At 73.3% G+C, this 24307-nt stretch carries 25 protein-coding genes; 10 read left to right on the top strand and 15 right to left on the bottom strand.

The features are described 5' to 3' along the window. Nucleotides 1-6: 6 nt before the first annotated feature. The 7 genes from OTB20_RS04290 to OTB20_RS04320 all read right to left on the bottom strand — a co-directional run bounded on the left by OTB20_RS04290 (nt 7) and on the right by OTB20_RS04320 (nt 8183). Nucleotides 7-1452: a glyceraldehyde-3-phosphate dehydrogenase gene (locus tag OTB20_RS04290; RefSeq protein ID WP_267815251.1), complete on the bottom strand. Its 1446-nt coding sequence runs from the start codon at nt 1450-1452 to the stop codon at nt 7-9. An 82-nt stretch (nt 1453-1534) separates the two neighbouring features. Next, the gene (locus OTB20_RS04295; protein ID WP_267815363.1) at nt 1535-2194 is read right to left on the bottom strand and encodes an NADPH-dependent FMN reductase; all 660 of its coding nucleotides are present in this window, start codon (nt 2192-2194) and stop codon (nt 1535-1537) included. A 131-nt stretch (nt 2195-2325) separates the two neighbouring features. Further along, nucleotides 2326-3093, bottom strand: a complete 768-nt coding sequence (locus OTB20_RS04300) for a 3-hydroxybutyrate dehydrogenase (protein ID WP_267815252.1) — start codon at nt 3091-3093, stop codon at nt 2326-2328. Nucleotides 3094-3311: 218 nt separating this feature from the next. Next, the gene (locus OTB20_RS04305; RefSeq protein ID WP_267815253.1) at nt 3312-4727 is read right to left on the bottom strand and encodes a tannase/feruloyl esterase family alpha/beta hydrolase; all 1416 of its coding nucleotides are present in this window, start codon (nt 4725-4727) and stop codon (nt 3312-3314) included. 271 nt (nt 4728-4998) lie between these two features. Continuing rightward, nucleotides 4999-6510 (bottom strand): alpha/beta hydrolase family esterase, encoded by a 1512-nt coding sequence (locus tag OTB20_RS04310; RefSeq protein WP_267815254.1) that lies wholly within the window; start codon nt 6508-6510, stop codon nt 4999-5001. Nucleotides 6511-6691: 181 nt separating this feature from the next. Beyond that, nucleotides 6692-7384 (bottom strand): CoA transferase subunit B, encoded by a 693-nt coding sequence (locus OTB20_RS04315; RefSeq protein ID WP_267815255.1) that lies wholly within the window; start codon nt 7382-7384, stop codon nt 6692-6694. 1 nt (nt 7385) lies between these two features. After that, nucleotides 7386-8183, bottom strand: coding sequence for a CoA transferase subunit A (locus OTB20_RS04320; RefSeq protein WP_267815256.1), 798 nt, complete (start codon nt 8181-8183; stop codon nt 7386-7388). Between the two features lie 274 nt (nt 8184-8457). Between OTB20_RS04320 and OTB20_RS04325 the strand changes: the two genes are divergently transcribed. Further along, on the top strand, nt 8458-9096 hold the full coding sequence (locus OTB20_RS04325; RefSeq protein WP_267815257.1) for a hypothetical protein: 639 nt from the start codon (nt 8458-8460) through the stop codon (nt 9094-9096). An 82-nt stretch (nt 9097-9178) separates the two neighbouring features. Here the strand turns inward: OTB20_RS04325 and OTB20_RS04330 are convergent, their stop codons facing one another. Beyond that, nucleotides 9179-10099, bottom strand: coding sequence for a LysR family transcriptional regulator (locus tag OTB20_RS04330; RefSeq protein ID WP_267815258.1), 921 nt, complete (start codon nt 10097-10099; stop codon nt 9179-9181). A gap of 71 nt (nt 10100-10170) precedes the next feature. Here OTB20_RS04330 and OTB20_RS04335 point away from each other — a divergent pair, with 71 nt between their 5' ends. Continuing rightward, nucleotides 10171-11004 carry a reductase gene (locus tag OTB20_RS04335; protein WP_267815259.1) on the top strand — a complete coding sequence of 278 codons (834 nt, stop codon included), beginning with the start codon at nt 10171-10173 and terminating at the stop codon, nt 11002-11004. 45 nt (nt 11005-11049) lie between these two features. Here OTB20_RS04335 and OTB20_RS04340 read toward each other — a convergent pair whose 3' ends face one another. Continuing rightward, on the bottom strand, nt 11050-11796 hold the full coding sequence (locus OTB20_RS04340; RefSeq protein WP_267815260.1) for a GntR family transcriptional regulator: 747 nt from the start codon (nt 11794-11796) through the stop codon (nt 11050-11052). Between the two features lie 307 nt (nt 11797-12103). On the opposite strand from OTB20_RS04340, the gene OTB20_RS04345 reads away from it, so the two are divergent. The 5 genes from OTB20_RS04345 to OTB20_RS04365 are packed head-to-tail and all read left to right on the top strand — an operon-like array spanning nt 12104 to nt 16968. Continuing rightward, nucleotides 12104-13273: an ABC transporter substrate-binding protein gene (locus OTB20_RS04345; protein ID WP_420716324.1), complete on the top strand. Its 1170-nt coding sequence runs from the start codon at nt 12104-12106 to the stop codon at nt 13271-13273. Beyond that, nucleotides 13273-14181, top strand: coding sequence for an ABC transporter permease (locus OTB20_RS04350; RefSeq protein WP_267815261.1), 909 nt, complete (start codon nt 13273-13275; stop codon nt 14179-14181). Before OTB20_RS04345 ends, OTB20_RS04350 begins: the two co-directional genes overlap by 1 nt. Continuing rightward, nucleotides 14169-15176 carry an ABC transporter permease gene (locus tag OTB20_RS04355; protein WP_324290332.1) on the top strand — a complete coding sequence of 336 codons (1008 nt, stop codon included), beginning with the start codon at nt 14169-14171 and terminating at the stop codon, nt 15174-15176. The genes OTB20_RS04350 and OTB20_RS04355 overlap by 13 nt, the downstream gene beginning before the upstream one ends. A gap of 5 nt (nt 15177-15181) precedes the next feature. Continuing rightward, nucleotides 15182-16306 (top strand): ABC transporter ATP-binding protein, encoded by a 1125-nt coding sequence (locus OTB20_RS04360; RefSeq protein WP_267815262.1) that lies wholly within the window; start codon nt 15182-15184, stop codon nt 16304-16306. Further along, nucleotides 16303-16968 carry an HAD family hydrolase gene (locus OTB20_RS04365; RefSeq protein WP_267815263.1) on the top strand — a complete coding sequence of 222 codons (666 nt, stop codon included), beginning with the start codon at nt 16303-16305 and terminating at the stop codon, nt 16966-16968. Before OTB20_RS04360 ends, OTB20_RS04365 begins: the two co-directional genes overlap by 4 nt. Before the next feature lie 101 nt (nt 16969-17069). On the opposite strand, the gene OTB20_RS04370 is transcribed toward OTB20_RS04365, so the two are convergent. Then, nucleotides 17070-17576 carry a hypothetical protein gene (locus OTB20_RS04370; protein ID WP_267815264.1) on the bottom strand — a complete coding sequence of 169 codons (507 nt, stop codon included), beginning with the start codon at nt 17574-17576 and terminating at the stop codon, nt 17070-17072. Nucleotides 17577-17663: 87 nt separating this feature from the next. After that, complete coding sequence (locus tag OTB20_RS04375; RefSeq protein ID WP_267815265.1) at nt 17664-18038, bottom strand: cupin domain-containing protein; 375 nt, start codon at nt 18036-18038, stop codon at nt 17664-17666. Between the two features lie 388 nt (nt 18039-18426). Here OTB20_RS04375 and OTB20_RS04380 point away from each other — a divergent pair, with 388 nt between their 5' ends. Next, nucleotides 18427-19536 (top strand): DUF2330 domain-containing protein, encoded by a 1110-nt coding sequence (locus OTB20_RS04380; RefSeq protein WP_267815266.1) that lies wholly within the window; start codon nt 18427-18429, stop codon nt 19534-19536. 34 nt (nt 19537-19570) lie between these two features. Here the strand turns inward: OTB20_RS04380 and OTB20_RS04385 are convergent, their stop codons facing one another. Next, entirely contained in the window at nt 19571-20320 is a 750-nt protein-coding gene (locus tag OTB20_RS04385; protein ID WP_267815267.1) for a phosphatase PAP2 family protein, read from the bottom strand. A gap of 180 nt (nt 20321-20500) precedes the next feature. Then, complete coding sequence (locus OTB20_RS04390) at nt 20501-21553, bottom strand: zinc-dependent alcohol dehydrogenase family protein (RefSeq protein ID WP_267815268.1); 1053 nt, start codon at nt 21551-21553, stop codon at nt 20501-20503. A gap of 85 nt (nt 21554-21638) precedes the next feature. Here OTB20_RS04390 and OTB20_RS04395 point away from each other — a divergent pair, with 85 nt between their 5' ends. After that, nucleotides 21639-21764: a hypothetical protein gene (locus OTB20_RS04395; protein ID WP_267815269.1), complete on the top strand. Its 126-nt coding sequence runs from the start codon at nt 21639-21641 to the stop codon at nt 21762-21764. Nucleotides 21765-21928: 164 nt separating this feature from the next. Continuing rightward, nucleotides 21929-22312, top strand: coding sequence for a VOC family protein (locus tag OTB20_RS04400; protein WP_267815270.1), 384 nt, complete (start codon nt 21929-21931; stop codon nt 22310-22312). 46 nt (nt 22313-22358) lie between these two features. Here OTB20_RS04400 and OTB20_RS04405 read toward each other — a convergent pair whose 3' ends face one another. Further along, nucleotides 22359-23180 carry an ATP-grasp domain-containing protein gene (locus OTB20_RS04405; RefSeq protein WP_267815271.1) on the bottom strand — a complete coding sequence of 274 codons (822 nt, stop codon included), beginning with the start codon at nt 23178-23180 and terminating at the stop codon, nt 22359-22361. Then, a complete protein-coding gene (locus tag OTB20_RS04410; protein WP_267815272.1) occupies nt 23177-24196 on the bottom strand; it encodes an ATP-grasp domain-containing protein in 1020 nt (339 codons plus the stop codon). Before OTB20_RS04410 ends, OTB20_RS04405 begins: the two co-directional genes overlap by 4 nt. Nucleotides 24197-24307: the final 111 nt, after the last annotated feature.

Raw genomic sequence — 24307 nt, forward strand, 5'->3', positions numbered from 1 at the left:
GGGGGATCAGACCGCCGGCGCCGGGTAGGTCGGGTACTCGACCCCGGAGACGTACTGGACGACCCGGACGACCTGGCAGGAGTAGCCGAACTCGTTGTCGTACCAGAGGTAGAGGATCGCGTTGTCCCCGTCGACCTTGGTGGCGCCCGCGTCGACGATCGAGGCGTGACGCGAGCCGATGAAGTCGCTGGAGACCGCGTCGGGCGCCGTGGTGAAGTCGATCTGGCGCTTCAGCGGCGAGGTCAGCGACACGTCGCGGAGGTATTCGAGCACCTCGTCGCGGGTGGTCTCGCGGCCGAGCCGCAGGCTGAGGATCGCGATCGAGACGTCCGGCACCGGGACGCGGATCGAGCTGCCGCTGATCGGGGCCTTGAGGTCGGGCAGCGCCTTGGCGACGGCGGAGGCCGCGCCGGTCTCCGTCATGACCATGTTGAGCGGCGCGGAGCGGCCGCGGCGGTCGGCGCTGTGGTAGTTGTCCAGCAGGTTCTGGTCGTTGGTGAACGAGTGGACGGTCTCCACGTGGCCGCGCAGGACGCCGTACTCGTCCGCCATCGCCTTCAGCGGCGGGACGATCGCGTTGGTGGTGCAGGAGGCGCAGGACAGGATCTGCTCGTCCGGCTTGATCGTGTCGTGGTTGACCCCGTGCACGATGTTGGGGACGTCGCCCTTGCCCGGAGCCGTCAGGACGACCTTGTCGATACCGGGGCGCAGGTGCTTGGAGAGCCCCTCGCGGTCGCGCCACTTGCCGGTGTTGTCGATCAGGATGGCGTCCTTGATGCCGTACGCCGTGTAGTCGACCTCGGATGGGTCGTTGGCGTAGATCACCTTGATCTCGTTGCCGTTGGCCACGATCGTGCTGGTCGCCTCGTCCACGGTGATCGTGCCCTGGAACTGGCCGTGGATCGAGTCGCGGCGCAGCAGCGAGGCGCGCTTGACGAGATCCGCCTCGCCGCCTCCGCGGACGACGATGGCGCGCAGGCGCAGGCCGTTGCCGGAGCCGGTCTTCTCGATCAGCAGGCGGGCGACGAGGCGGCCGATGCGGCCGAAGCCGTAGAGGACCACGTCGCGGCCCTCGCCGCGCTCGATCTTGTTGTCACCCGTGGCGCCCGAGACGGCGCCGGCGGTGAACTCCTCCACCGACAGGCCGCGGTCGTCGGCCGCGTACGTGGCGGCGAGCATCCCGAGGTCGATCTGCGAGGGACCGAGGTCGAGCGTGGTGAGTGCCTGCAGGAACGGCATGGTCTCGGTGACCGAGAGCTCCTCGCCGGCTATCTGGCGGGCGAAGCGGTGGGTCTTCAGGATGCTGACCACGGACTTGTTCACCAAGGAGCGGCTGTGGAGCAGGATCGTGACGTCCCGCTCCCGGTGCAGCTTTCCGATGATCGGAATCATCGACTCCGCGATCTTCTCGCGGTTCTTCCAGTTGGTGAACGAGTCGTCATTGACAGTCACAGAATTTATCTTTCGAGCTAGGCGGCGCTCATATGCTAACCCGCCTCCCGAGCGTCCGTTCGGGCACCCCCTGAACAGGCAGTCAGCCCTCGGCCCGCTGGGTCACGGGCGCGTTGCTCTCGTCGCCCAGGAACTCGTACCAGCGGCGCTGGAGGCAGAGGTATCGGGTGTCCGCCTCGGCGAGGGCGAGGAAGGAATCGACGGTGTCGGCCAGCCGTTCGCGCAGGCCCGGGTCGGTCAGCTCGCCGTCCCCGCCGAAGGCCGAGTGCGCCATCGCCAGGCTGAACATGTCGGGGTACACCCGGGTCCCGAGGTGTTCGAGCGGAACGCGCAGCGCCCAGAGTCCGCGGTTCCCGCCGACCAGCGACGGGGAGGCGGACACCAGCAGGGTCTGCTTGTCCTTGAAGGGCTGCGGCCGGAACCGGGACACCCAGTCGACGGCGTTCTTCAGGACGCCGGGCACGGAGGCGTTGTACTCGGGCGAGGCGATGACCAGGGCCTGCGCCGCCAGCAGCCGTTCGCGCAGCGCGATCGCCCCGGCGGGCGGGCCCTCGGCCTCCTCGGCGTCACCGTCGTAGGTGGGCATCACGAAGTCGCCGATCCGGGCGAGGTCCGCGACGGCCCCGGACCGCTCGACCTGACCGGCGACGAGCGCGGCCAGCCGGGCGTTCACGGAGCCCTCGCGGGAGGACCCCGCGAGGACGAGGACCCGTAGCGCGTCGGGTCCGGTGGTGATGTTCAGGTCGTCCGGGCCGGCCGGATCCGTAGGGGGCGTCGGGTTCTCGGGCTGGTTCGCATCGGTCACGTGCGGGACCGTACGGGACCCGCCGGGTGTCCCCATGGCACGGCGCACGGGCTGTCACCCGGACGGGGTCAGTTGGCGCCCCAGCCGCCGTCCAAGGGGAGGGAGGAGCCCGTCATGTAGCCGGTGTGCGGACCGCACAGCCAGACGGCGGCCGCCGCGACCTCCTCGGGCTCGATGAGCCGCTTGATCGGCGACCGGGTCAGCAGTACCTCGGAGAGCACGTCCCCGGCGCCGATGCCGTGCGCGGCGGCCTGGTCCAGGATCTGCCCCTCGACCAGCGGGGTGCGGACGTAGCCGGGGCTGATGCAGTTGCTGGTCACCCCGTACGGGGCCCCCTCGATCGCGGTCACCTTGCTCAGCCCCTCGAGCCCGTGCTTGGCCGCCACGTAGGCCGATTTGTACGCGCTGGCGCGCAGCCCGTGGACGCTGGAGATGTTGACCACCCGGCCCCAGCGGGCGGCGTACATGTGCGGCAGCACGTGGCGCAGCAGCAGGAAGGGCGCCGTCACCATCACCTGCTGGATCAGGGCGAAACGCTCGGGCGGGAACTCGGTGATCGGGGCGACGTGCTGGAGTCCGGCGCTGTTGACCAGGATGTCGACGGCGGCGGGCAGCCTCCCGATCGCGGCGGGATCGGCCAGGTCGGCGACGTGGGCGTGCCCGCCGACGAGGCCGGCGACGGCCTTGGCCGCCGCCGCGTCGATATCGGCCACGTGCACGGTCGCCCCGGCCTCGGCCAGGGCCAGCGCGCACGCCCGGCCGATGCCGCTGCCGCCGCCCGTCACCAGGGCGACCCGATCCCGCAGCAGGTCGGGGGAAGGAAGTTGGCTCGTCATGGCTGGAAGCGTAGGGAGGGCCCCGGGCCGCGCCCACGGTGTCGCACCCCATACTCGGCGACGCCCGTATGGAGCCGGTCACCATGCGGGCCGACGGCGTACGCGACCAGGGGTGACCGCGTACGGAATCAAGGGCGACCGCGTACGGAACCAAGGTCGACCGCGTACGGAACCAAGGGCGGTGGCGCATCACGAGCGGTACGCAACCGCGGGCGTCCTCAGGTGTCGAGCGGGCAACTGGTCAGCAGGGTTTCCGGAGAGGCCGCCGGATCCCGGGGGACGGTGTGGCCGCGCGGCGGCCGCACACCGCGGCCGATCCAGTCCTCCAGCGCGGTGAAGGCGGCGCGGTGGCAGGGGGTGAGGGGGCGCAGCCGGTCGGGGAAGGCGTCGACGAGCGAGTCCACGTGGGTGCCGCCCTCGATCCGGTAGTAGCGCAGCAGCGAGCCCCGGCCGGCCCGGCGGACCATCTCGGCGTAGACGTCGGAGTCCCGGGAGATGGGGAGCAGGACGTCGAGGGTTCCGTGCAGGGTGATCAGCGGTTTGCCGATCCGGCCGGTGAGCGCGACCTTCGCGACGGCGCGGCGGACCGCCGCCGGCCGGTCGGCGTAGACGTAGTCGGCGTCACAGGCCGGGGTGCCGGGCGAGCAGAAGGGGGTCCCGGCCTCGGTGGGGCCGTCGAAGCCGGGATCGAACTCCTCGCGGTAGATCCGCTGGGTGAGGTCCCAGTAGTAGCCGTGGTGGAAGGGCCACAGGAACTCCGAGCCGGCCGGGAAGCCGGCGGCGAGCATCGCTTCGTGCGCCGGGCCGGCCTGCGGGCCGCCGGCCGCGTAGGCGGGGTAGGCGGCCAGCGCCGGGGGCAGGAAGGTGAGGAGGCCGGGTCCGTCGGCCCGCCACAGGGTGCCCTCCCAGTCCACCCCGCCGTCGTAGAGCTCGGGATGGTTCTCCAGCTGCCAGCGCACCAGGTAGCCCCCGTTGGACATGCCGGTGGCGAGCGTCCGGTTCGGGGCCCGGTGGTAGCGCTGCGCGACGACCGCGCGGGCGGCCCGGGTGAGTTCGGTGACGCGGGTGTTCCACTCGGCTACGGCGTCCCCGGGATCCTGCCCGTCGCGGTGGAAGGCGGCCCCGGTGTTGCCCTTGTCGGTGGCGGCGAAGGCGTAACCGCGCGAGAGCACCCAGTCGCCGATGGCACGGTCGTTGGCGTACTGCTCGCGCACGCCGGGGGAGCCGGCGACGACGAGGCCGCCGTTCCAGCGGTCGGGCAGCCGGATGACGAACTGCGCGTCGTGGTTCCAGCCGTGGTTGGTGTTGGGGACGGCGCCGGGCGTGGCGGTGTCTGGGAAGTAGCCGTCGATCTGGATGCCCGGCACGCCGGCGGGCACGGCCAGGCCCTTGGGGGTGAGGCCGGCCCAGTCGGCCGGGTCGGTGTGCCCGGAGGTCACCGTGCCTGCCGTGGTCAACTCATCCAGGCAGTCGGTCTGTTGGTGCTGCGCCCCCGGTACGTGGAGCTGGGCGCGGCGGGCGCAGTGAGCCCCGGCCCCGCCTGCCGCGGCCGGGGGAGCGGGGAGCGCCAGCAGGGCGGTGGCCAGGAGGGCGACGGCTGCGGTCATGGTGGCGGAACGGATGGCCGGTGGCATGGGAAAGCCTCCAGAGGGCTGGTCGGGACGGGGACTGGGCCGGAGGCTACGGCCGGCCGGCGGGGCCCCGACACGGCTGTGCCCGCCATGTTCGCGGGAGCCCCGATGGGGTCCGCAGCCATGGCGGGCGGCCGGGGCGCTGGTCACGGGCTCCGGAAGAGGTGCGCGTGAGGGATGCGCGGGAGGGGCCCCGTCGGGTGGTGGAAGGGCCCCGGAGCGCGGCTTGGGCGGGAGTCGGTGAGTCGGGCTCGGGGCAGCCGGTGAGGGCGGCTCAGGGGCAGCCGGCGTCGGCGATGACGAAGTAGCCGGCGGGCGCTTCCTTCAGGGTGTGCGTGACGAAGAGGTTGTAGAGGCCGAGGTTCTGGCCCGAGCCCCTGGCGTACGCGTAGCTCCCGTCGGTCGTGGCCCGGCCGGCCTGTACCTGCTGGTAGTTGTTCGCCTTCCAGCACGCCGCGGGCGCGCCGGTCGTAGTCGCCGTGACGGGCGTGGAGCGGGCCCCGGCCGTCCCCGCGCCGTCGCGGGCCGCCACGGTCCAGGCGTGCCCCGTGCCGGGGGCGAGCCCGCCGTCCGTGTGCGGAGGGCCGGCCGGGGCGGCGACCTGGATCCCGTCCCGGTAGACGGCGTAGTCGAAGGCGCCCGCCACCCGTCCCCAGGTGAGGGTGACGCTGGTGTCACCGATGGCGGAGACGGTCAGGCCGGTGGGCGCGGGCAGGGTGCCGGGGCCGGTCGGGGAGCCGTCCAGGCCGAAGAACTTCGCGATCCAGTGGCCGGAGCAGATCGAGGCGAGGAAGTACGCCGTCGTGTGCCCGCACTGTCCCGGGCCGGAGCCCGGATCGACCGGGGTGCCGTGCCCGATGCCCGGGACCCGGTCCACCTCGACGGCCACCGTGCCGTCGGCGGCCTGGTACTCCTCCTGCCGAGTCGCGTCCGGCCCGATGGTGGAGGTACGGGTGGGGGTCTGCGGGAGACCGTGCAACGCCGTCCACTGGTCGCGCAGTTCATCGGCGTTGCGGGGTACGACGGTGGTGTCCGCGTCGCCCTGCCAGATCGCCACCCGGGGCCAGGGACCGGTCCACGCCGGATAGGCGTCTCGGACCGACTGGGCCCAGACGGCCGGGGACTTGTCCACCCCGGGGTTCATGCACGTATAGGGGCTGGTCCCCTTGGCGCAGTCGTAGGGGAGCCCGGCGATCACCGCCCCGGCCGCGAACACGTCCGGGTAGGCCGCCAGCATCACCGAGGTCATGGCGCCGCCGGCGGACAGACCGGTGACGAAGGTGCGGGCGGGATCCGTGGAGTAGGCGGAGGCGGCGTGGGCCGCCATCTGCCGGACGGACGCGGCCTCACCCTGGCCGCGCCGGTTGTCCACCGTCTGGAACCAGTTGAAGCACTTGTTGGGGTTGTTCGCGGAGGTGGTCTCCGCGAGGACCAGCAGGAAGCCGTCGCGGTCGGCGAGTTCGGGCAGTCCGGAGTTGTCCGCGTAGGTCTGGGCGTTCTGGGTGCAGCCGTGCAGGGCGATCACCACGGCCGGGTCGGCCGGGAGGGAGGCCGGCCGGTACACGTACATGTTCAACTGCCCCGGATTGGCCCCGAAGGATGCGACCCGCTGGAGGGTGACGGCCGCACGGGCGGGGGAGACGGGACCGGCGAGGACCCCGCCCACGGCCAGCAGCGCCAGCGCGAGCAGCCGTACGAGGGCCCGGCGCGGGCGCCCGTACGGCTGCCCGGCGGCGCGCCGCCGGCCGGCGGCCCGGGTGTCGGATGATCTGCTGCGCAAGGACATGGCGGCTCCTGGAGGGGCGGGCAGGGTGCGGGCCCGTCGTCCGGGGCCCGCGGTGCCCGCCACGGTAGGAGCGGCCCCGGTCGCGGCGGCATGGCGCGGAACGCCATAGTCCGGCGCCCGCTTGACCGGTCCGTGAGGGTTGCGGGGGCTCCGGGCCGCTGCTACCGCGCCCTCTCGCGGCTCAGGCCGTCGCCGTCGCCGCCTCCACCTCGGGCCCGGTCGGCGCCTCCGCCTCCGCGCCCCGCCCCACCGCCAGGCCCGCGTCCGTCGCCGCCCGGACCTCGTCCAGACCGACCCCGGGAGCCAGTTCGCGGAGCAGGAACCCCTCCGGGGTGATGTCGAGGACCGCCAGGTCGGTGATCACCCGGTGGACGACGCCCCGCCCGGTCAACGGCAGCGTGCACCGGTCCACCAGCTTCGGCGTGCCGTCCTTGGCGGTGTGCTCCATGAGGACGATCACCCTGCGCGCACCGTGCACCAGGTCCATGGCGCCGCCCATCCCCTTGACCATCTTCCCGGGGACCATCCAGTTGGCCAGGTCGCCCGAGGCGGACACCTGCATGGCGCCCAGCACGGCCGCGTCCACGTGCCCGCCGCGGATCATGCCGAAGGACAGCGCGGAGTCGAAGCAGGAGGCCCCCGGCCGGACCGTGACCGTCTCCTTCCCCGCGTTGATCAGGTCCGGGTCCACCTCGTCGGCCAACGGGTACGGGCCCACGCCCAGGATGCCGTTCTCCGACTGGAGCAGCACCTCGATCCCCGGCGGCAGATGGCTGGGAATGAGGGTCGGCAAACCGATCCCCAGGTTCACGTACGTACCGTCGGACAGTTCGCGGGCGGCGCGGGCCGCCATCTGCTCACGCGTCAGAGCCATGTCACACGCCGCCTTGCCGTTGGGGGAGGAAAGGAGTCCGGACCGTGCGGCGCTCGACGCGCCGCTCGCCCGCCGGATCGCCGGGATCCACGCGGACCACCCGCTGGACGAAGACGCCCGGCAGGTGGACGGCGTCCGGATCCAGCTCCCCCGGCTCGACCAGCTCCTCCACCTCGGCGATGGTGATCCGTCCCGCCATCGCGGCGAGGGGGTTGAAATTGCGCGCCGAGGAGTGGAAGACGAGGTTGCCGTGCCTGTCCCCGGCCGCCGCCCGCACCAGGGCGAAATCTGTGGTGATGCCCTCCTCCAGGAGGTATTCCCGGCCGCCCCAGCTCCGCAGCTCCTTGGGCGGCGAGGCCACGGCGACGCCCCCGTCGGCGCGGTAGCGCCACGGCAGGCCGCCCTCCGCGACCTGCGTACCGGCCCCGGCCGGGGTGTAGAACGCCGGGATGCCCGTGCCACCGGCCCGCAGCCGCTCGGCGAGGGTGCCCTGCGGGACCAGCTCGACCTCCAGCTCACCGCTCAAGTACTGCCGGGCGAACTCCTTGTTCTCACCCACGTACGAGCTCGTCATCCGGGCGATCCTGCCCGCGCGCAGCAGCAGCCCCAGGCCCCAGTCGTCCACCCCGCAGTTGTTCGAGACCACGTCTAGGCCGTGCAGCTCCGCGCGCTCCAGCAGTGCGCCGATCAGCACGCCCGGCACCCCGCAGAGCCCGAAGCCGCCCACCGCCAGCGAGGCCCCGGCGGGAATGTCCGCCACCGCCTGCGCCGCGCTCGCGACCTCCTTGTCCAACCCCATCGCACACCCTCCTCCACCCCGCCCCGGGCCGCCGGTCCCCGAACGGGCCGACGCGCGGCCGGGCCGGCCCGACCGACCCTAGGAACCCCCGGCCCGCCCTGGCCATGGCGGCCGGGCACACACCGGACCACCCCGCTGTGTGGCCCCGGCGCACCGGGGAACCGGCAGCGCCGGGAGTACGTCACAGCCGTGCCGATCCGGCACCGGACAACGAGGGGGACCGATGATGCGGGGAACCACCGCAAGACACCTGCGGGTTGTGGCGAACGGAGCCGTGACCGCGGCCGTGAGCATGGGCGCCGCCGCCGTGCTGCTCACCGGCTGCGGAAAGACCGTCGTGGCCGGCCAGGCAGGTCACGGCCAGGACCCCGCCCCGCCCGGGACGGCCCAGCCGTGCCCGGTGACCGACCCCGCCGCACCACAGGCCGCGCCCACCCAGATCGACGGCACCCCGGCCAACACCCCCGAGGGAGAACGGCTCTCGCAGGCCATCGGGGACCAGGGCTATGGTGCCTTCGCCGACGTCTACTCCACCCAGATCACCGACCACCCGGCCGGCCGGGTCGCGCTCTGCGTCACCGACCTCGCCCGCGGACGGCTCCTCGTGGCGGCGGCGCACGCGGCGGATCCGCAGGCGGATCCGGCCCGGGCCGACCTGTACCTGAGCACGTACTCCCACAAGACCCTCCAGGCCGCCGGCGACAAGGTCATCGGCCTGGAGGCCGGATTCCCGATCTACACCGTCTCCGGCAGCCACGGCGCGGCGGTGGAGGTCACCACCACCGAGGAGGGCGCCGCATCGCCGGGGTTCAAGGCCCGGCTGGAGAAGGCCACCGGGGGCATTCCCGTCACTGTCACGAAGGGCCCGCAGCCGCTCCCGGCCTTGGACGCACCGAAGACGGCTGCTCCCTGACCGGGCGCGGCCGCGGGCCGGCGACGGCGCCGAGGGCGACCTGCGGATGCCAGTCTGGGGCGGTGAGGCCGCAGAAGCCGGATCACCGGCGCACCGCCCCGGCCAACGCCCCGGCCAGGGCCGCCGCGTAGGGGTGAGGACGGCGCCGGCGCGGTGACAGCAGCCCGATGTGCCGTGCGGGACACGGGGGTTCGACCGGTACGACGCTCACACCGTCGGCGGCCGAGGAGCCGGTTCGGTCCCCGTCCCCCGACGGCAGTGCGATCCGGGGGATCAGCGCGACGCCGACGCCGGCCTCGACGAGGGAGCGGGCGAAGAAGTAGTCCGTGGTGGAAGCCGCCACCCGGAGGCCGAAACCGGCCCGCTCCGCGTACCGGCGCAGGTACGCCTCCGTCTTGAGGCAGCCCAGCACCCAGCGGTCGGAGGCGAGTTCGGCGAGGTCGGCCGACTCGCGCCCCGCGAGCCGGTGACCCGGCGGCAGGACCAGCGCCAGCGGATCCTCCATCAGCGGCAACCAGTCGAGCGCCACCTCCGGCCGCAGCGGCAGCGGTCCGTCGAAGTGGTAGGTCAGCGCGAGATCGGCCGCGCCCGCGCGCACCATGGGCACCGCCTCCTCCGGCTCTGCCTCCAGAACGGTCAGCTCCACCTCCGGATGCGCGGCGACGAAACCGGCGAGCGCGCCCGGCAGCAGCCTCCTGCCACCGCTCACGAAGGTGGCGACCGTCAGTCGCGGCCGCTCGGCGGTGACCCGGTCGATCTCGTGGCGCACCCGGTCGATCTCGGCCGACACCGTCTCCGCCGCCTCCACCAGCAGCCGCCCCGGCTCGGTGAGCGTGACCCCGCGGGTACTGCGCACCGCGACGGGGTGACCCAGGCTGCGCTCCAGCGCCGCGATGTGCTGGGAGACGGCCGAGGGGGTCAGGAGGAGCGCCCCGGCGGCCTTGTTGAAGCTGCCGTGCTCGGCCACGGCGCGCAGGATGCGCAGCCGCTGCACATCGATCATCAGTTTGCCTTACGACGCGGTCAGTATTCCGGTGGTTCCGCTGGCGACGCTACCGCGGCAGAGTCCCCGACATGAAGAGGATTCTGGTCATCGGCGGAAGCCGCTATTTCGGAAAGCACCTGGTCACCCTGGAGCAGGACGCCGGGAACGAGGTGACCGTCCTCAACCGGGGCTCCGCCGCCCCACCCCGGGGTGCCGGTCACCTGATCGCCGACCGAGAGGACGAAAAAGGGCTGCGCGCGGCGCTGGGAGAACGCACCTTCGACGTCGTCTTCGACCAGGTCTGCTACACCCCGCAGCAAGCCGCCGTGGCGCGCCGGGTCTTCGCCGGCCGCACCGGGCGGTACGTGCTGACCTCGACGATGGAGGTCCACGATCCCGCACCGCCCACCCCCGAGGCCCGCGCCTACGCCGAGGGCAAGCGGCGGGCCGAGGCCGTCCTGGGGGCGGAGCCCGCCTTCGGCCATGTGGCCGTCCGCACCGCGCACGTACTCGGCGGCGGCCGGGCGGAGTTCACCGGCCGCCTCGCGCACTACGTGGAGCGGATCGCCGCCGGGAACCCGGTGGCCGTCCACGAAGCCCCGTACCCCACCTCCTTCATCCACCACCACGAGATCGCCCGGTTCCTGCACTGGGCCGGGGAGCAGGACTTCACCGGGCCGGTGAACGCCTCCTCGCACGGGGAACTCGACGTGCTCGGGCTCTGCGAGGCAGTCGCCGAGCGGGTCGGGCGTGCTCCGCGCCTGCGGACCGTCGGGACCGGCGCCGTGGCCTCGCCGTTTTCCTTCGACCGCGCCTACGCGATGGACAACGGCCGGGCCGGCGCGCTCGGGTTCCCCTTCGGGCGGCTCGCGGACTGGCTCCCGCAGGCCATCGCGGAGAGTGCCGCCGCACTCCGGCCGTAGGGGCCCGGGTCGTGGGGAATTGCGACCTGCGCCCGCGCCTGCGCCCTAGCGGTCTCCAGCCCGGCGCTCCAATGCAGTTGCTACTGCCGAGTTGTTCACACTGAAGGTGACGCTGCCTGCCCGGTAGCGGTCGTCGGACCACTCGATGGGGCGGCCCGTCCGAGTCGCGGAGACGTGCCGCTGGCGCAACAGCGGGCTACCGCGGCGGATTTCGAGCAGCCGGGCGTCCTCGCTGCCGGCGGGAAGCGCGTCGATCAGGTGCTCGCCGTAGTGGGCGACGATCCCGGAGTCGTTCGCCAATGCGTCCATCACCGAGCGGCAGTCCTGCGGCATCGACTCGACCGCGGCCGCGACCCAGTCGGCGTAGGCCGTCCGCTCGACCATCGTCGGCTCCCCGTCGAGCAGTCGCAGCCGCAGTACGGCGAGGATCTCCGTACCGGCCGGCAGGGCGAGACGGTCCGCCTCCTCGGTGGTGGCCGGGCGGCGGGTACGCGACAGGAAGCGGCTCGCGGCCTGGTGGCCGACGCCCTCGGCCCACTGCGCGAAGCTGTTGAGCTCGCCGAAGCTGTGCTTGCGCTCGTGGCGCAGGACGATCCTGCGGGCCCCCTGCCGGGAACCGATCAGCCCCTCGGCGGCGAGCGTGGCCACGGCCTGGCGGACGGTCCCGCGGGAGGCCGACCAGTGCGCCGCCAGATCGCTCTCGGAGGGCAGTTGGGCGCCCACCGGGTACGCGCCGGAGAGGATCGACCGGCGCAGCGCCTCGGCGATCTCCAGATACCGCACCGTAGCCATGCTGTCCTGTTCCCCCTCGCGTGGATGTGTGCACACCGGCCCTGCCGCGCTTCGCCTGCTACCTGCCGCCTGCCGCGCTTCGCCCGCAGGGCCGTGCCCGCCCGCAAGCCTAGGCCGTGGCGAGCCCGAAGATCATCTTGAGGGGGGCTGTCCGGCACGGCTGTACCCGGCCGGTCTCCGGTCTTCGTCGAGACGTGCTCCACGGGACGGCCTGCGTTCACCGTCCGTACAGCGTCCCAGGGCGAACTGGAGCCAACTTGTTCAGACAAGTGAACCACTTCATGCAGTTTCGTCTCCGGGAGAGACCGTGCTCAGTTCCTCCGCCCGTCGCGGTGCGGCCGTTCTGCTCAGTGCCGCCGTGCTCACCACGCTCAGCGCGTGCGGCGCCGCACCCGACCAGGCCGCCGGCTCCGCCGGTGGTGACGGCAAGAACAAGACCCAGCCCGGCGTCGCCACCTCGGTCGCCGACTTCGGCGGCCTGGAGGGCCTCGTCGCGGCCGCCGAGAAGGAGGGCCGACTCAACGTCATCGCGCTGCCCGCGGACTGGGCGAACTACGGCGCGATCCAGAAGGCGTTCCAGGCCAAGTACCCCAAGGTCAAGATCAGCGCCGAGAACCCGGACGCCTCCAGCGCCGACGAGATCGCGGCCGTCAAGTCCCGCAAGGGCCAGACCCGCGCCCCCGACGTCCTGGACCTCGGCATCGCCTTCGCCCGCAGCGGCGCCGCCGAGAACCTCTTCGCCCCGTACAAGGTCACCGCCTGGGACAGGATCCCCGCCTCCCAGAAGGACGCGGACGCCCGCTGGTACAACGACTACGGCGGCTACGTCTCCATCGGCTGCGACGCCGCCCGCATCCCGAACTGCCCGCAGTCCTTCGCCGATCTGGCCAAGCCCGAGTACAAGGGCAAGGTCGCCCTCAACGGCAACCCGACCAAGTCCGGCTCCGCCTTCGGCGGCGTCTACGCGGCGGCCCTCGCCAACAAGGGCTCCTTCGCGGACATCCAGCCCGGCATCGACTTCTTCGGGCAGCTGAAGAAGAGCGGGAACTTCATCCCCGTCGAATCCACCCCGGCCACCGTCGAGAAGGGCGAGACCCCCATCTCGATCGACTGGGACTACCTGAACGCCGGCTACGCCGAGCAGTTCAAGGGCAAGGGCGTCGACTGGAAGGTCGCCGTCCCCACCGACGGCGTCTACGCCCAGTACTACTCGCAGGCCATCAACAAGGACGCCCCCCACCCGGCGGCCTCCCGCCTGTGGATGGAGTTCCTGTACAGCACCGAGGGCCAGAACCTGTGGCTGAAGGGCCACGCCCGCCCCGTGCTGCTGCCCGCCATGACCCAGGACGGCACCGTCGACAAGGAAGCCGTCACCAAGCTCCCGCAGGTCAAGGGCGCCCCGGCCTTCCCGGCCTCCACCGAGCTGGACAAGGCGAAGGCCACCCTTGCCGAGAAGTGGGACAAGGCCCTCAGCTGATGTCAGCCTCCACCACCACCCCCCACCCGACGGGGACCGCCGGCGGCGCCACCGGCCGCCGCCGGCGGCGCGGCCCGCGCACCTGGCTCGCCGCCCTCCCGCTCCTCGCCTTCACCGGCCTGTGCTTCGGCGTCCCGCTGGGCGCCATCGCCTTCGGTGCGGTCACCCGCACGGATCCGGTGAGCGGCGCCACCGAGCCGACCGGCGAGCACCTGGCCCGCTCCCTCCAGGGGCCCTACCTCGGCTCGCTGATCGGCAGCGTCCAGCTCTCCGGCCTCACCGCACTCGTGGCCGGGGTGCTCGGCGTCCTCATCGCGCAGGCCGTCGTCACCTCCCCCTCCCGCGCCCTGCGCGGAGCGGCACTGACCGCCTCCGGCGTCCTCGCCAACTTCGGCGGGGTCCCGCTGGCCTTCGCGTTCATCGCCACCGTGGGGATCTCCGGGGTCGTCACCCAGCTCGCCGACCTGACCGGCCTCGGCTGGAACCTGTACTCCTTCACCGGCCTCACCGTGGTCTACCTCTACTTCCTGACCCCGCTCATGGTGCTGGTGACCGTCCCCGCCCTGGACGGACTGCGCCCGCAGTGGCGCGAGGCCGCCCAGAACAGCGGGGCGAGCGGTCGGCAGTTCTGGCGCCATGTCGGCCTGCCCGTCCTCGCACCCTCCCTGCTCGGCGGGTTCGTCCTGCTCTTCGGCACGGCCTTCGCCGCGCACGCCACGGCCGCCGCCCTCGTCGGCGGCTCCGTCCCGCTGGTCACGCTCAAGATCGCGGACGCCCTGTCCGGGAACGTGCTGACCGGCCAGGAGAACGTGGCCCTGGCACTGGGCCTCGACATGATCGTGATCGCCGGCCTGGTCATGGCGGTCTACCTGCCCCTCCAGCGACGGAGCGCCCGATGGCTGCGATGACCCCGACGCCCGCCCCGAACGACGAGGCCGCCCCGACGGCTTCGAATGCCACGGCAGCCACGGCTGCCGCGAGCCCCACGGCCACCGTGGGCCGGCACGGGGAGAGGGACCGGCGGGAACCCCCGCCGCGCGCGCCGCGCCGGTTCCGCTCCCGCCCACGAGTGTGGCGCGGAGCCGTGCTCGCGCTCGCGGGCGCGTACTTCGTCCTCCCGCTCCTCGCCTCCTTCGTGTTCACCGTGCACGTCCCCGGCCAGGGCATCAGCCTCGAGGCGTACACCCAACTGCTCGCCGCCGAAGGGTTCACCAAGAGCCTGCTGCTCTCGCTGGGCCTCGCCGCCGCGACCATCACCGCGTCGCTGCTCCTCGCCGTGCCCGCGCTCGTCGCCGTACGCATCGGCTCACCGCGCCTGCGCCCGGTCGTGGAGGTGATGTGCATGATGCCGTTGGTCGTGCCGCCGATCGCCCTGGTCACCGGTATCACCACCGTGCTGCGCTGGGGTCCCGAACACCTCTCCAGGACCCCGCTCTACCAGACCTTCCTCGCCGTCCAGAACCCGGACTTCCCCCTCGTCCTGGTCCTCGCGTACACCGTGCTCGCCCTGCCGTTCGTCTACCGCTCCCTCGACGCGGGCCTGCGCGCCGTCGACGTCCCGACCCTGGTCGAAGCCGCCCGCAGCTGCGGCGCGAGCTGGCCGTACGTGGTCCTGCGGGTGCTCCTGCCGAACCTGCGGGCCGCTCTCGCCGGAGCCGCCTTCCTCACGCTGGCCCTGGTCCTCGGCGAGTTCACCATCGCCTCGCTGCTCGGCTTCCAGCCCTTCGCCGTGTGGATCGTGTCGATCTCCGGAGCACACGCCCGCATGTCGGTGGCCGTCTCCGTCCTCAGCCTCCTCATCACCTGGCTGCTGCTGCTCCTCCTCTCCCGGGCCGGTACCGCCCCCGCTACCGTGTCACCCGGGCCCTCCCGTACCCCCCGCACCTCCGGCAAGGAGTCCTGACCCGCATGTCCCTCACCCTTCCCGAGGCCAGGAAGTCCACGGAAACCGAAGCGGGCCCCGGTGGTGCGCGCGTCGAATTCCGCGGCCTGCGCCGGGCATTCGGCTCCACCGTCGCCCTCGACGGACTCGACCTCACCATTGAGCCCGGCGAACTCGTCGCCCTGCTCGGCCCGTCGGGCTGCGGGAAGACCACCGCACTGCGCGTGGTCGCCGGCTTCGAGCAGCCCGACTCCGGCGAAGTCCTCCTCGACGGAAAGGACATCACCCGCGTCCCGGCCAACCGCCGAGACGCCGGAATGGTGTTCCAGTCGTACAGCCTCTTCCCGAACCTCAGCGCCCGCGACAACGTCGCCTTCGGCCTGCGCGTCCGCAAGGCCGGCGCGGCCGAACGCCGCGAGCGCGCCGCCGAACTCCTCGACCTGGTCGGCCTGCCCGACCACGGCGACCACTATCCGCACCAGATGTCCGGCGGCCAGCAGCAGCGCGTCGCGCTCGCCCGCGCCCTCGCCCTGCGCCCCCGGGTCCTGCTGCTCGACGAACCGCTCTCCGCGCTCGACGCGAAGGTCCGGAGCGGACTGCGCGAGGAGATCCGCCGGCTCCAGCTCTCCCTGGGCATCACCACCGTGTTCGTCACGCACGACCAGGAGGAGGCCCTGTCCATGGCCGACCGGGTCGCCGTGCTCAACGCGGGCCGCCTGGAGCAGTGCGCCGCCCCCGCCGAGCTGTACGAGCGGCCCGCGACCCCGTTCGTCGCCGAGTTCGTCGGCACCATGAACCGGCTCCCCGGGCGGCTGTCCGGCTCCGGGACGGTGGAAGTGGCCGGCTCCCGGCTGCCGGTGGACGGCCCGGTGCCCCCGGCCCGGAACGTCGAGGTCCTCGTACGCCCCGAGAACATCACGGTTGCGGCGGACGCGGAGGGTGCGGCCACCGTCGTATCGGCCTCGTTCTTCGGGTCGGTGACCCGGCTCCACCTGGATCTGCCCGACGGCACCCGGGTCAAGGCCGACCTGCCCTCGCGCGATGCGGGAGACCTCGTACCGGGCGCGCGGGCGGCCGTACGCCTGGCCGAACGCCACGTCCTCGTCGTCGCCCCCACCTCCACCCCGACTACCGCTGGGAACCCCTCATGACCGGACTCGCCGCCGTCCTCTTCGACATGGACGGAACCCTCGTCGACACCGAGGTCCTGTGGTGGCGGACCACCGAGGCGATCGCCGCGGACCTCGGGTACGCGCTGACCGATGCCGATGCGCCCGAGGTGGTCGGCCGGGCGGTCGAGGACACCGCGGCGCACCTCGTACGGGCCGCCCGTGCGGGGGACGCGTACGAGGTGGCACGGGCCCTGACCGGGAGCTTCTTCAGCCAGGTCGAGGCGGGCGCGCCGATGCGCCCGGGCGCGCAGCGGCTGCTGTCCGCCCTGGAGGCCGAGGGACTGCCGTTCGCGCTGGTCAGTGCCTCGCCGCGGGTGGTCGTGGACTCGGTGGTGGGCGGCTCGCTGGCCCACGTCCCCTTTGCCTTCACCCTGTCCGCCGACGACACGCCCCGCACGAAGCCGCACCCGGACCCCTACCGGGCCGCCGCCGCGCGCATCGGCGCGGAGCCGTGGAGTTGCGTGGCCGTCGAGGACTCCCCGGACGGCGCGGCCTCGGCGGAGGCCGCCGGCTGCGGAGTGCTGGTGGTTCCGTCCCTGCTGGCGGTCCCCCCGTCGCCGGTACGCACCTTCGCGCCCTCCCTCAGCGAGGTCACCCCGGCCACCCTGCGGGCCTGCCTGGAAGCCGCGTCGAGGGTCTGACGGAGCCGGCCCGGCCGCGGAGCGCCGGGAGGCGCCGCCCGGAACTCCGGGAAGGCCGGCCGTCGCCGCGGCCCGATCCGGCCCGAGCCGAAATACGCGCGCTAGAGCGCCAGGTCGAGCAGCCGCAGGATGCCCTCCGCGTAGGCGGCCGATACGGAGCCAGGGGAGCGGGCCGCCGTATCGCGGAGGCCGGGCAGGCCCGTACGGATGTGGGCGGCGCACTGGCCGTACAGGCCCGCTTCGTGCGAGCCTCCGTCGTCCTCCGTGCCGAGCAGCCGCAGCAGCGCCCACAGCAGCCCCTCGCGGGTCGCCTGCCGGGGCGGGCCCGCGGACCACACGGCCATCAGGACCCCGCACACCGCCGGGGCCGGAGCCAGCAGCCGGGTCGCGCGGAAGGCGTGGCCCTCCAGTGCGTGCACCGCGGCCGGATGGCCTTCGGCCGCGTCCCACATGGTGTCCACGAGATGCCCCGCCGGGCGGCCGCAGCCGCATTCGACGGAGTCCCAGTCGTGCCGGGCGATCTCCCGGGCTACCGAGTCGGGCACCAAGGGGCTGCTGCGCGGCTGCTTGTCCGCGCGCTTCGCCGTCTGCTTATCCGTCGTTCTCACGGGAGAAGTATGGGATCAGGCCAACGGCCGGTCCAGAGCCGCCCCGCCGCCACGCTCCACCGGCCCGGACCCGAGGGGACCTCCAGGTCAGTGGCTGCGACCCTGGCAGCCGCAGCCCCGCGCCGTGCCGCGCGGCAGACCCTCGGTGAACTCGCCCTGAGAGAACACCGCCAGGACCGTCGCCGGCTCGGTGACGTGGTTGGCCAGGGTGATCTCCTTGCCGGCCGGCAGCATCGCGAAGGCGCCGGGGCTCACCGTCTTGGCGCCGCACCCGCACGAGGCCTCCACGGTCCCGGCGACGCCGGTGAGCAGCAGTTCGGACGCCCCGTGCCCGTGGGCCGGGACCGCCCCGCCGGCCGGCACCTGGATCCGGACGGCCGCGAGCTCGCGGAACGGACCGCCCTCGGGGTCGAGGCGCAGCACCGGACGGCCGGCGGAGTCGGGGGTGGTGTCGATGGTCATGCCGCACATGGTCGGTTCCACTACGTGTTGGGGTGCGGCTCCCGCCGTGCGGGCCGGGCCACGGCCGCCGGTCCGTCCGGTCACGGCTCGAATTCAGACGACGTACATCATCTCAATACCGGGTGAAACGTCCCGACCTCCCGGGCCTTTGGCCTCACCCTGCCCACCGGCCCCACGGGCCCGTCCACCCCGGCCCCGCCCGTCCGCCCGCCTTCCGGCCCGTCCGCTCGTTCGCCCGCCTTCCGGCCCGTGCCCCGAGCGCCGCGACCGGCACCCGCAGGGTGGCCGGAACCGGATCGCGGCTCCGGCCGTCTGAGACCCCGGACGGACAGGCCCGCGGGTGAGGGAGTGACCCGCGGGCGGATGAGCGAAGAGTGTGGGGGAGACCGTGCGGACGGCATCGTGGATCAGGCGAAGGGTCGGACTCCTGCTGTTCGCCCTGCTCGCGACCCAGCTGGGGTCGCTCATCAGCCCGGCCTACGCCTGCGGCTGCGGGGCCATGGTCCCCGACGGCACCTCCCGGATCGGAGTCTCCCGGGAGGCCTCCGTGATCCGCTGGGACGGCAAGGCCGAGCAGGTGGCGATGCGGTTCACGGTCGGCGGAGACGCCAAACGGGCCGCGTGGATCATGCCGGTGCCGGGGCGGGCCACGGTGCGGCTCGGCGACCCCGGGCTGTTCCCGGAGCTCGCGGACCTGACCGGACCCGAATACCGCACAAGGGGCTACTTCTGGCCGCGCCGCGGAGACTGGCCGCTGGACTCCGGCCGGGGGGACATGGCCGGAGCGGCACCGCCCGGCAGCGCAGAGCCGCAGGTCGGGGTCATCGGCCGGGAGCGGCTCGGCGACTTCGACGTCGCCCGCCTGACCGCGACCGACCCCGAGGCGCTGGGCGGCTGGCTCCGGGCCAACGGCTTCGTACTCCCCGACCGCCTCTCCGCCGAGTTGAAGCCCTACGTGGACCAGCGCTGGGAGTACGTGGCCGTACGGCTCGCCCCCCGGGAGCCGTACGGCACGCTGAGCGGCACCCTGGATCCGCTCCTGATCCGCTTCGAGAGCGACCGGCTGGTCTACCCGATGCGGCTGTCGCGGCTGGCGGGCACCGCCCAGTCCTTGGGGCTGTACGTGCTGGCCGAACACCGTATGGAGCCCGTCTCCGCGATCGGAGGCAACGCGCCCGAGGTGACCTTCGCCGGGCAGATCACCCCGACGGGAGCGGTCGCCGCATTCGCGGGCGCGGCGCCGGTGTTCCTGACGGCGATCGACCAGAGCTTCCCGGTCCCGTCCCGGATCGACGGCGACCACGAACTGCGCGCATCCGCGGGGGACTCCCCGTACCGCCGGGTCGAGTACACGGACGAACTGCTCACGGCCGGCGGGATCCCGGTGTGGATCCTCACCGTTGGGGGCGCGCTCGCGGCGGTGGCCCTGGCCGCCGTCCTGACCGCGCTGCGGCTGCGCCGCGGCCGGACGCCGCTGCCGGGGCGCCCGCACGTGTAACGGCGGCCGCGCGGGACCACTGAGCCATCGGCGGTCAGCCGGCGGGGGAGTCGGTTTCCGCCGCCCGCCGGTGGCGGCGCGTACGCTCCGCCCTTCGCCCGGCCTCCCGGGCCAGCATCGGGGCGCAGAGCCACCAGGCGATCAGCCCGGCCCCCGCACCGGCCACCGCCCCGGCGGCCGTGTCGCTGAGCCAGTGGGCGTGCAGCCAGGTGCGGCTCCACATCATCGCCGCGGTGAACACCGTGCCGCCGATCCACCAGGCCCGGCGCCGGGCCGCCGGGACGAGGATCGCCCCAACGATGACGACCAGCAGCGCCGCGCCGGCCGCATGTCCGGAGGGGAAAGAGCCGTGGTCGACCCTGACCAGCGGATTCTCCGGGCGCGGCCGGTCCACCAGGTGCTTGAGGCCCTGGACGACGAGCATGTTGCCAGCCATGTACACGGTGAAGAGGAAGCCCGCCGACACCCAGTGCCGCCGAAGGAGCAGGAAGAGCAGCAGCGCGAGCGGGACGACGCTGCCCGCCGGGCCCCCGAACCAGTTCAGCGCCGCGGCGACGGCGGAGGGGAAGCCCTGGTGCGGTCCGCCCATCCACGACAGCCAGCGGTCGTCGAGGCCCTGGAAGGGCGGCCGCGTGACGTCCCTCCGTACGGCGAGCGCGAGCGCGGCGGCGGCCGCGAGCAAGGTGATTCCGAGGCCGAGAGCGCCGTTGCGCCGGTCGCCCGGGGTCGTGGTGGACATGCGGGCGCCGGCTTCGAGGGGTGGGTCGAGGGGGATCGTGGACATGGCTGTGCTGCCTATCGCGGAGGGTGGGAAACGAGGGGGACGAGAGGTGAGGGGAGGGCGAACGGGTGCAGAGGGCGTGCCGGCGGTGACGGTGTGGCTGGATCCTGTGCTTACACGTGTAATCAGGGAATGTAGCCATGCCCTCCCCGCACCACAAGCCCTGTGCGCCCAGCGGCCCGCTCAGTTCCGCGTGGCGGCCCACGGCCGGATGATCGTGATTCCGGGTCCCGGCGCCGTCCCCATCGCTGCGAGCGCGGCCGGCGCCGCGTCGAGCGGGATCGTGGAGGTGACCAGCAGGTCCGGCCGCAGGGCGCCGGAGCGGACCAGTTCCAGCATCGGCGGGTAGGCGTGCGCCGCCATTCCGTGGCTGCCGAGGATCTCCAGCTCCCACCCGATGACCCGCTCCATCGGCAGCGCGGCGGCCCCGCGCGCGGCGGGCAGCAGCCCGACCTGTACGTGGCGCCCGCGCCTGCGCAGCCCGGCCACCGACGCCACGGCCGTAGCAGCCGAGCCCAGCGCGTCGAGCGACAGGTGCGCACCGCCGCGCGTCAGCTCCCGTACGGCCCCGGCCGGATCGTCCCGCCCCGGATCCACGCAGTGCGCGGCCCCGAAGGCCCGCGCCAGCTCCAGCGCCCCCGGCGCGGTGTCCACGGCCACCACCCGGGCCCCCGCCGCCACCGCGATCATCACGGCGGACAGCCCCACCCCGCCGCAGCCGTGTACGGCGACCCACTCGCCCGGCGCCACCCGCCCCCGCGCGACGACGGCCCGGAAGGCCGTCGCGAACCGGCAGCCCAGCCCGGCCGCGGTGTCGTACGAGATCTCCTCGGGCACGGCCACCAGGTTGACATCGGCGTGCTCCAGGGCCACGTACTCGGCGAAGGAACCCCAGTGCGTGAATCCCGGCTGCGTCTGCCGGGCGCACACCTGGTGCTGGCCGGCGGCGCACTCGGCGCAGCTTCCGCACGCGCAGACGAACGGGACCGTCACCCGCTGCCCGGTACGCCAGTTGGCGACTCCGGAGCCCACCGACTCGACCACGCCGGCCAGTTCGTGTCCGGGCACGTGCGGGAGCGTGATGTCCGGGTCGTGCCCCATCCATCCGTGCCAGTCGCTGCGGCACAGCCCCGTGGCCTCGACCCGGACGACCACCCCACCGGCAGCCGGTACCGGATCGGCCACTTCCCGTACCTCGCCGGGCTCCCCGTACCGCTCGAACACCACTGCGCGCACACCGACCGCCTCCACTCGCCCGACCCGCTTGTCCGCCCCGGGCCCGGATGCCGGGACGACCACCGCACACCATCAGGGGGAAACCATGACCCGCAAGCGCGCCACGGCCGCCGCCGTGTCCGTCCTGTTCGCCCTCATCGTCATGGCGCTCGGTGCGGGTTCCCCGGCGTACGCGGCCGCGGGCGAGAAGAAGGCCGAGGTCATCAAGTAGCCGGACCATCCGCCGCGCGTGCACGCGTACGTGGCGTGCGTGCCGCAGGCCCCGGCCGTCCGGCCCGGCCCCGCCCCGCCCCGCCCGGCGCGGTCCGGTCCGGACCGGACCGGTCCGAGTTCGCGCCGGGTGCGCTGCCGGGTGGTCTCCGTACACTGGTGGGCATGGTAAGCCGCATTAGTGAACTGGTCATCGACTGCGCCGACCCCGAGAAGCTCGCCGCGTTCTGGAGCGGGGCCCTCGGCTATGTGGAACTCTCCCGGGAGGACGACGGGAGCATCGAGATCGGGCCGGCCGGCGCGGGCTTCGGCGGTCCGCAGCCCACCCTCTTCCTGAGCCCGAGCAGCGACCCGCGGGCCGGGAAGCTCCGCCTGCACATCGACGTCAACCCCGTCGACCGCGATCAGGACGCGGAACTGGAGCGGCTGCTCGCCCTGGGCGCCAGACCTGTGGACGTAGGCCAGAGCGGCGCCGAGAGCTGGCACACCCTGGCCGACCCGGAGGGCAACGAGTTCTGCCTCCTGCGCACCCGGCTCCAGCCCCTCTGAGCCCACCACGCACGCCCCTGCGGCGGCGTCGCACGCGCCGTCGGCCTCACCGGTTCCCTGATCCGGCGGAGGCCGACCCGCCCTTGGCCCGGCGCAGGGCCAGTTCCGCCAGGGCTTCGGGGGCGCCCGGCTGTTCGCGGATGCCGGGGAAGGCGTTGACGTCCACGATCAGGGGGCTGCCGTCGGCGGTGGCGATGATGTCCACGCCGTAGACGTCCAGGGAGTAGACCTCGCCCACCCGGCGGGTCAGGTCGGCCCATTCCGACGGGAGCCGGGGCAGCGGCAGAGTGGGGCCGAGTCCCTCCGGGGAGAGTTCGGAACGGCGCAGGGCCGCGAAGACCCGGTCGCCGATCGCCCACAGTTTGTGGTCCCAGCCGCTGTTCCGGGCGAACTCCTGCACCACCACCGGCTCGTCGGGCCAGAGGTCCGCCAACTCCCGAAGGTACGCGGTGTCGTCGACCCGGGTCACGAGGTCCTCACGGCGGCTGTGCCGGCTCTTGACGACCACGGGGGAGTCCAGGCGGAACCCGGCCGCCCACCGCGCGAGCGTGCCGACGGTACGGGTTCCCGCGAACGGCAGCCCGGCCCGGACCGCCAGCTCCGCCATCAGGGTGCGGTCCTGGCAGAGCGTGGTCGCCGCGGCGGAGTTCATCACCGGCGCCCCGCGCCGCTCCAGGCGCCGGGCCAGTTCGAGTCCGTGCGGGGTGTGTGCCTTGAGGAGGTACACGTCGGCCGGTACTCCGGCGGCTGCCTCCCCCACCGAGCCGGGGTCCAGCAGTTCCACCCCGTGCCCGGCATCCCGCAGCAGACCGGCCGCCGCCGAGAGCAGCGGATGTCCGGGCTTGTCCGTGATCAGGCCGATCCTCATACGGTCTCTCCCGCAGGGGCGGCAGGGGTGATGGCAGTGGTTGCCGGGACGGCCGCGGTGTTTGCCGGGACGACGGTGGCCACCGGGACGGCAGCGGCCACCGGAACCGCGAGGGTCGTGGCCGGGGCCGCCTGGAGCGGGATCGAGATCGCCGGCCCGGACCGGCGCGGGAGAGCGGCCCCGGCGCCGCCGCCGGGCTTCGAACCGCCGCACCGCGCGAGGTCGAGTACCGCACGGGCCACCCGGGCCGCCGCGTCCGGGACCTGACGGAAGCTCGGGAAGTCGTTCACGTCCACGACCACCGGCCCGTCGGGCCCCAGCAGCACGTCCACCCCGTACAGGTCGAGCCCGTACACCTCCCCGACCCGCGCGCCGATCTCCGCTATCTCGGCGGACAGCGGGACCAGGCGCTCCGGGACGGAGGTGTCCGGATGCAGGGGAGAGCGGCGCTCGGTGGCGAAGAACTCACCGCCGACCGCGTACACCTTGATGTCGGTGCCCGAGTTCGGGACGTACGGCTGGGCGACGAGCATGCCCTCACCGGCCAGTTCGGGCAGGATCGCGGTCAGCCGCTCCGGCGTGGCCACCAGGTGCACGGCCCGCCCGGAGCTGCCGTCGGCGGGTTTGACGACGAGCGGGTATTCGCAGGCCGGGATCTCGGCCAGCAGCTCCGGCCGGGCCGCCGCGTACGTCGGCGGCAACGGCAGTCCCCGGCCGCGACCGATGGCGGCGGCCAGCGCCTTGTCCCGTACGCCCCGGATCGAGCGGGCGTCGTTGACGGTGGTCGCCCCGGCCGCGGCGGCGGCTTCCAGCAGGGTCAGCCCCGGCCCGCCGGACACCGTCTTCAGGACCCAGGCGTCATGGGCGCCGGCATCCACCGCCTCGCTCATCCGCAGCAGCGAACCCCCGGGCCGCAGCACCTCCACCCGGTGGCCCCACGAGGTCAGTTGCCGGATCACCTCGTTCGGCATGCCGTCGTGGCGGTAATGCTCCTCCACCAGGAAGCAGAGCCTCATGGAACTTCCCCGTCTTCCCGGACGCCCGCCGATCCCGTCCGGCGAGTTGTGACGTCACAGGATGTCATGGACCGCAATGTGATGATCGGTCCGAGTAGGGCGGAGTCGGCA

Source organism: Streptomyces sp. H27-H1 (assembly GCF_026627445.1).
GTDB lineage: Bacteria > Actinomycetota > Actinomycetes > Streptomycetales > Streptomycetaceae > Streptomyces.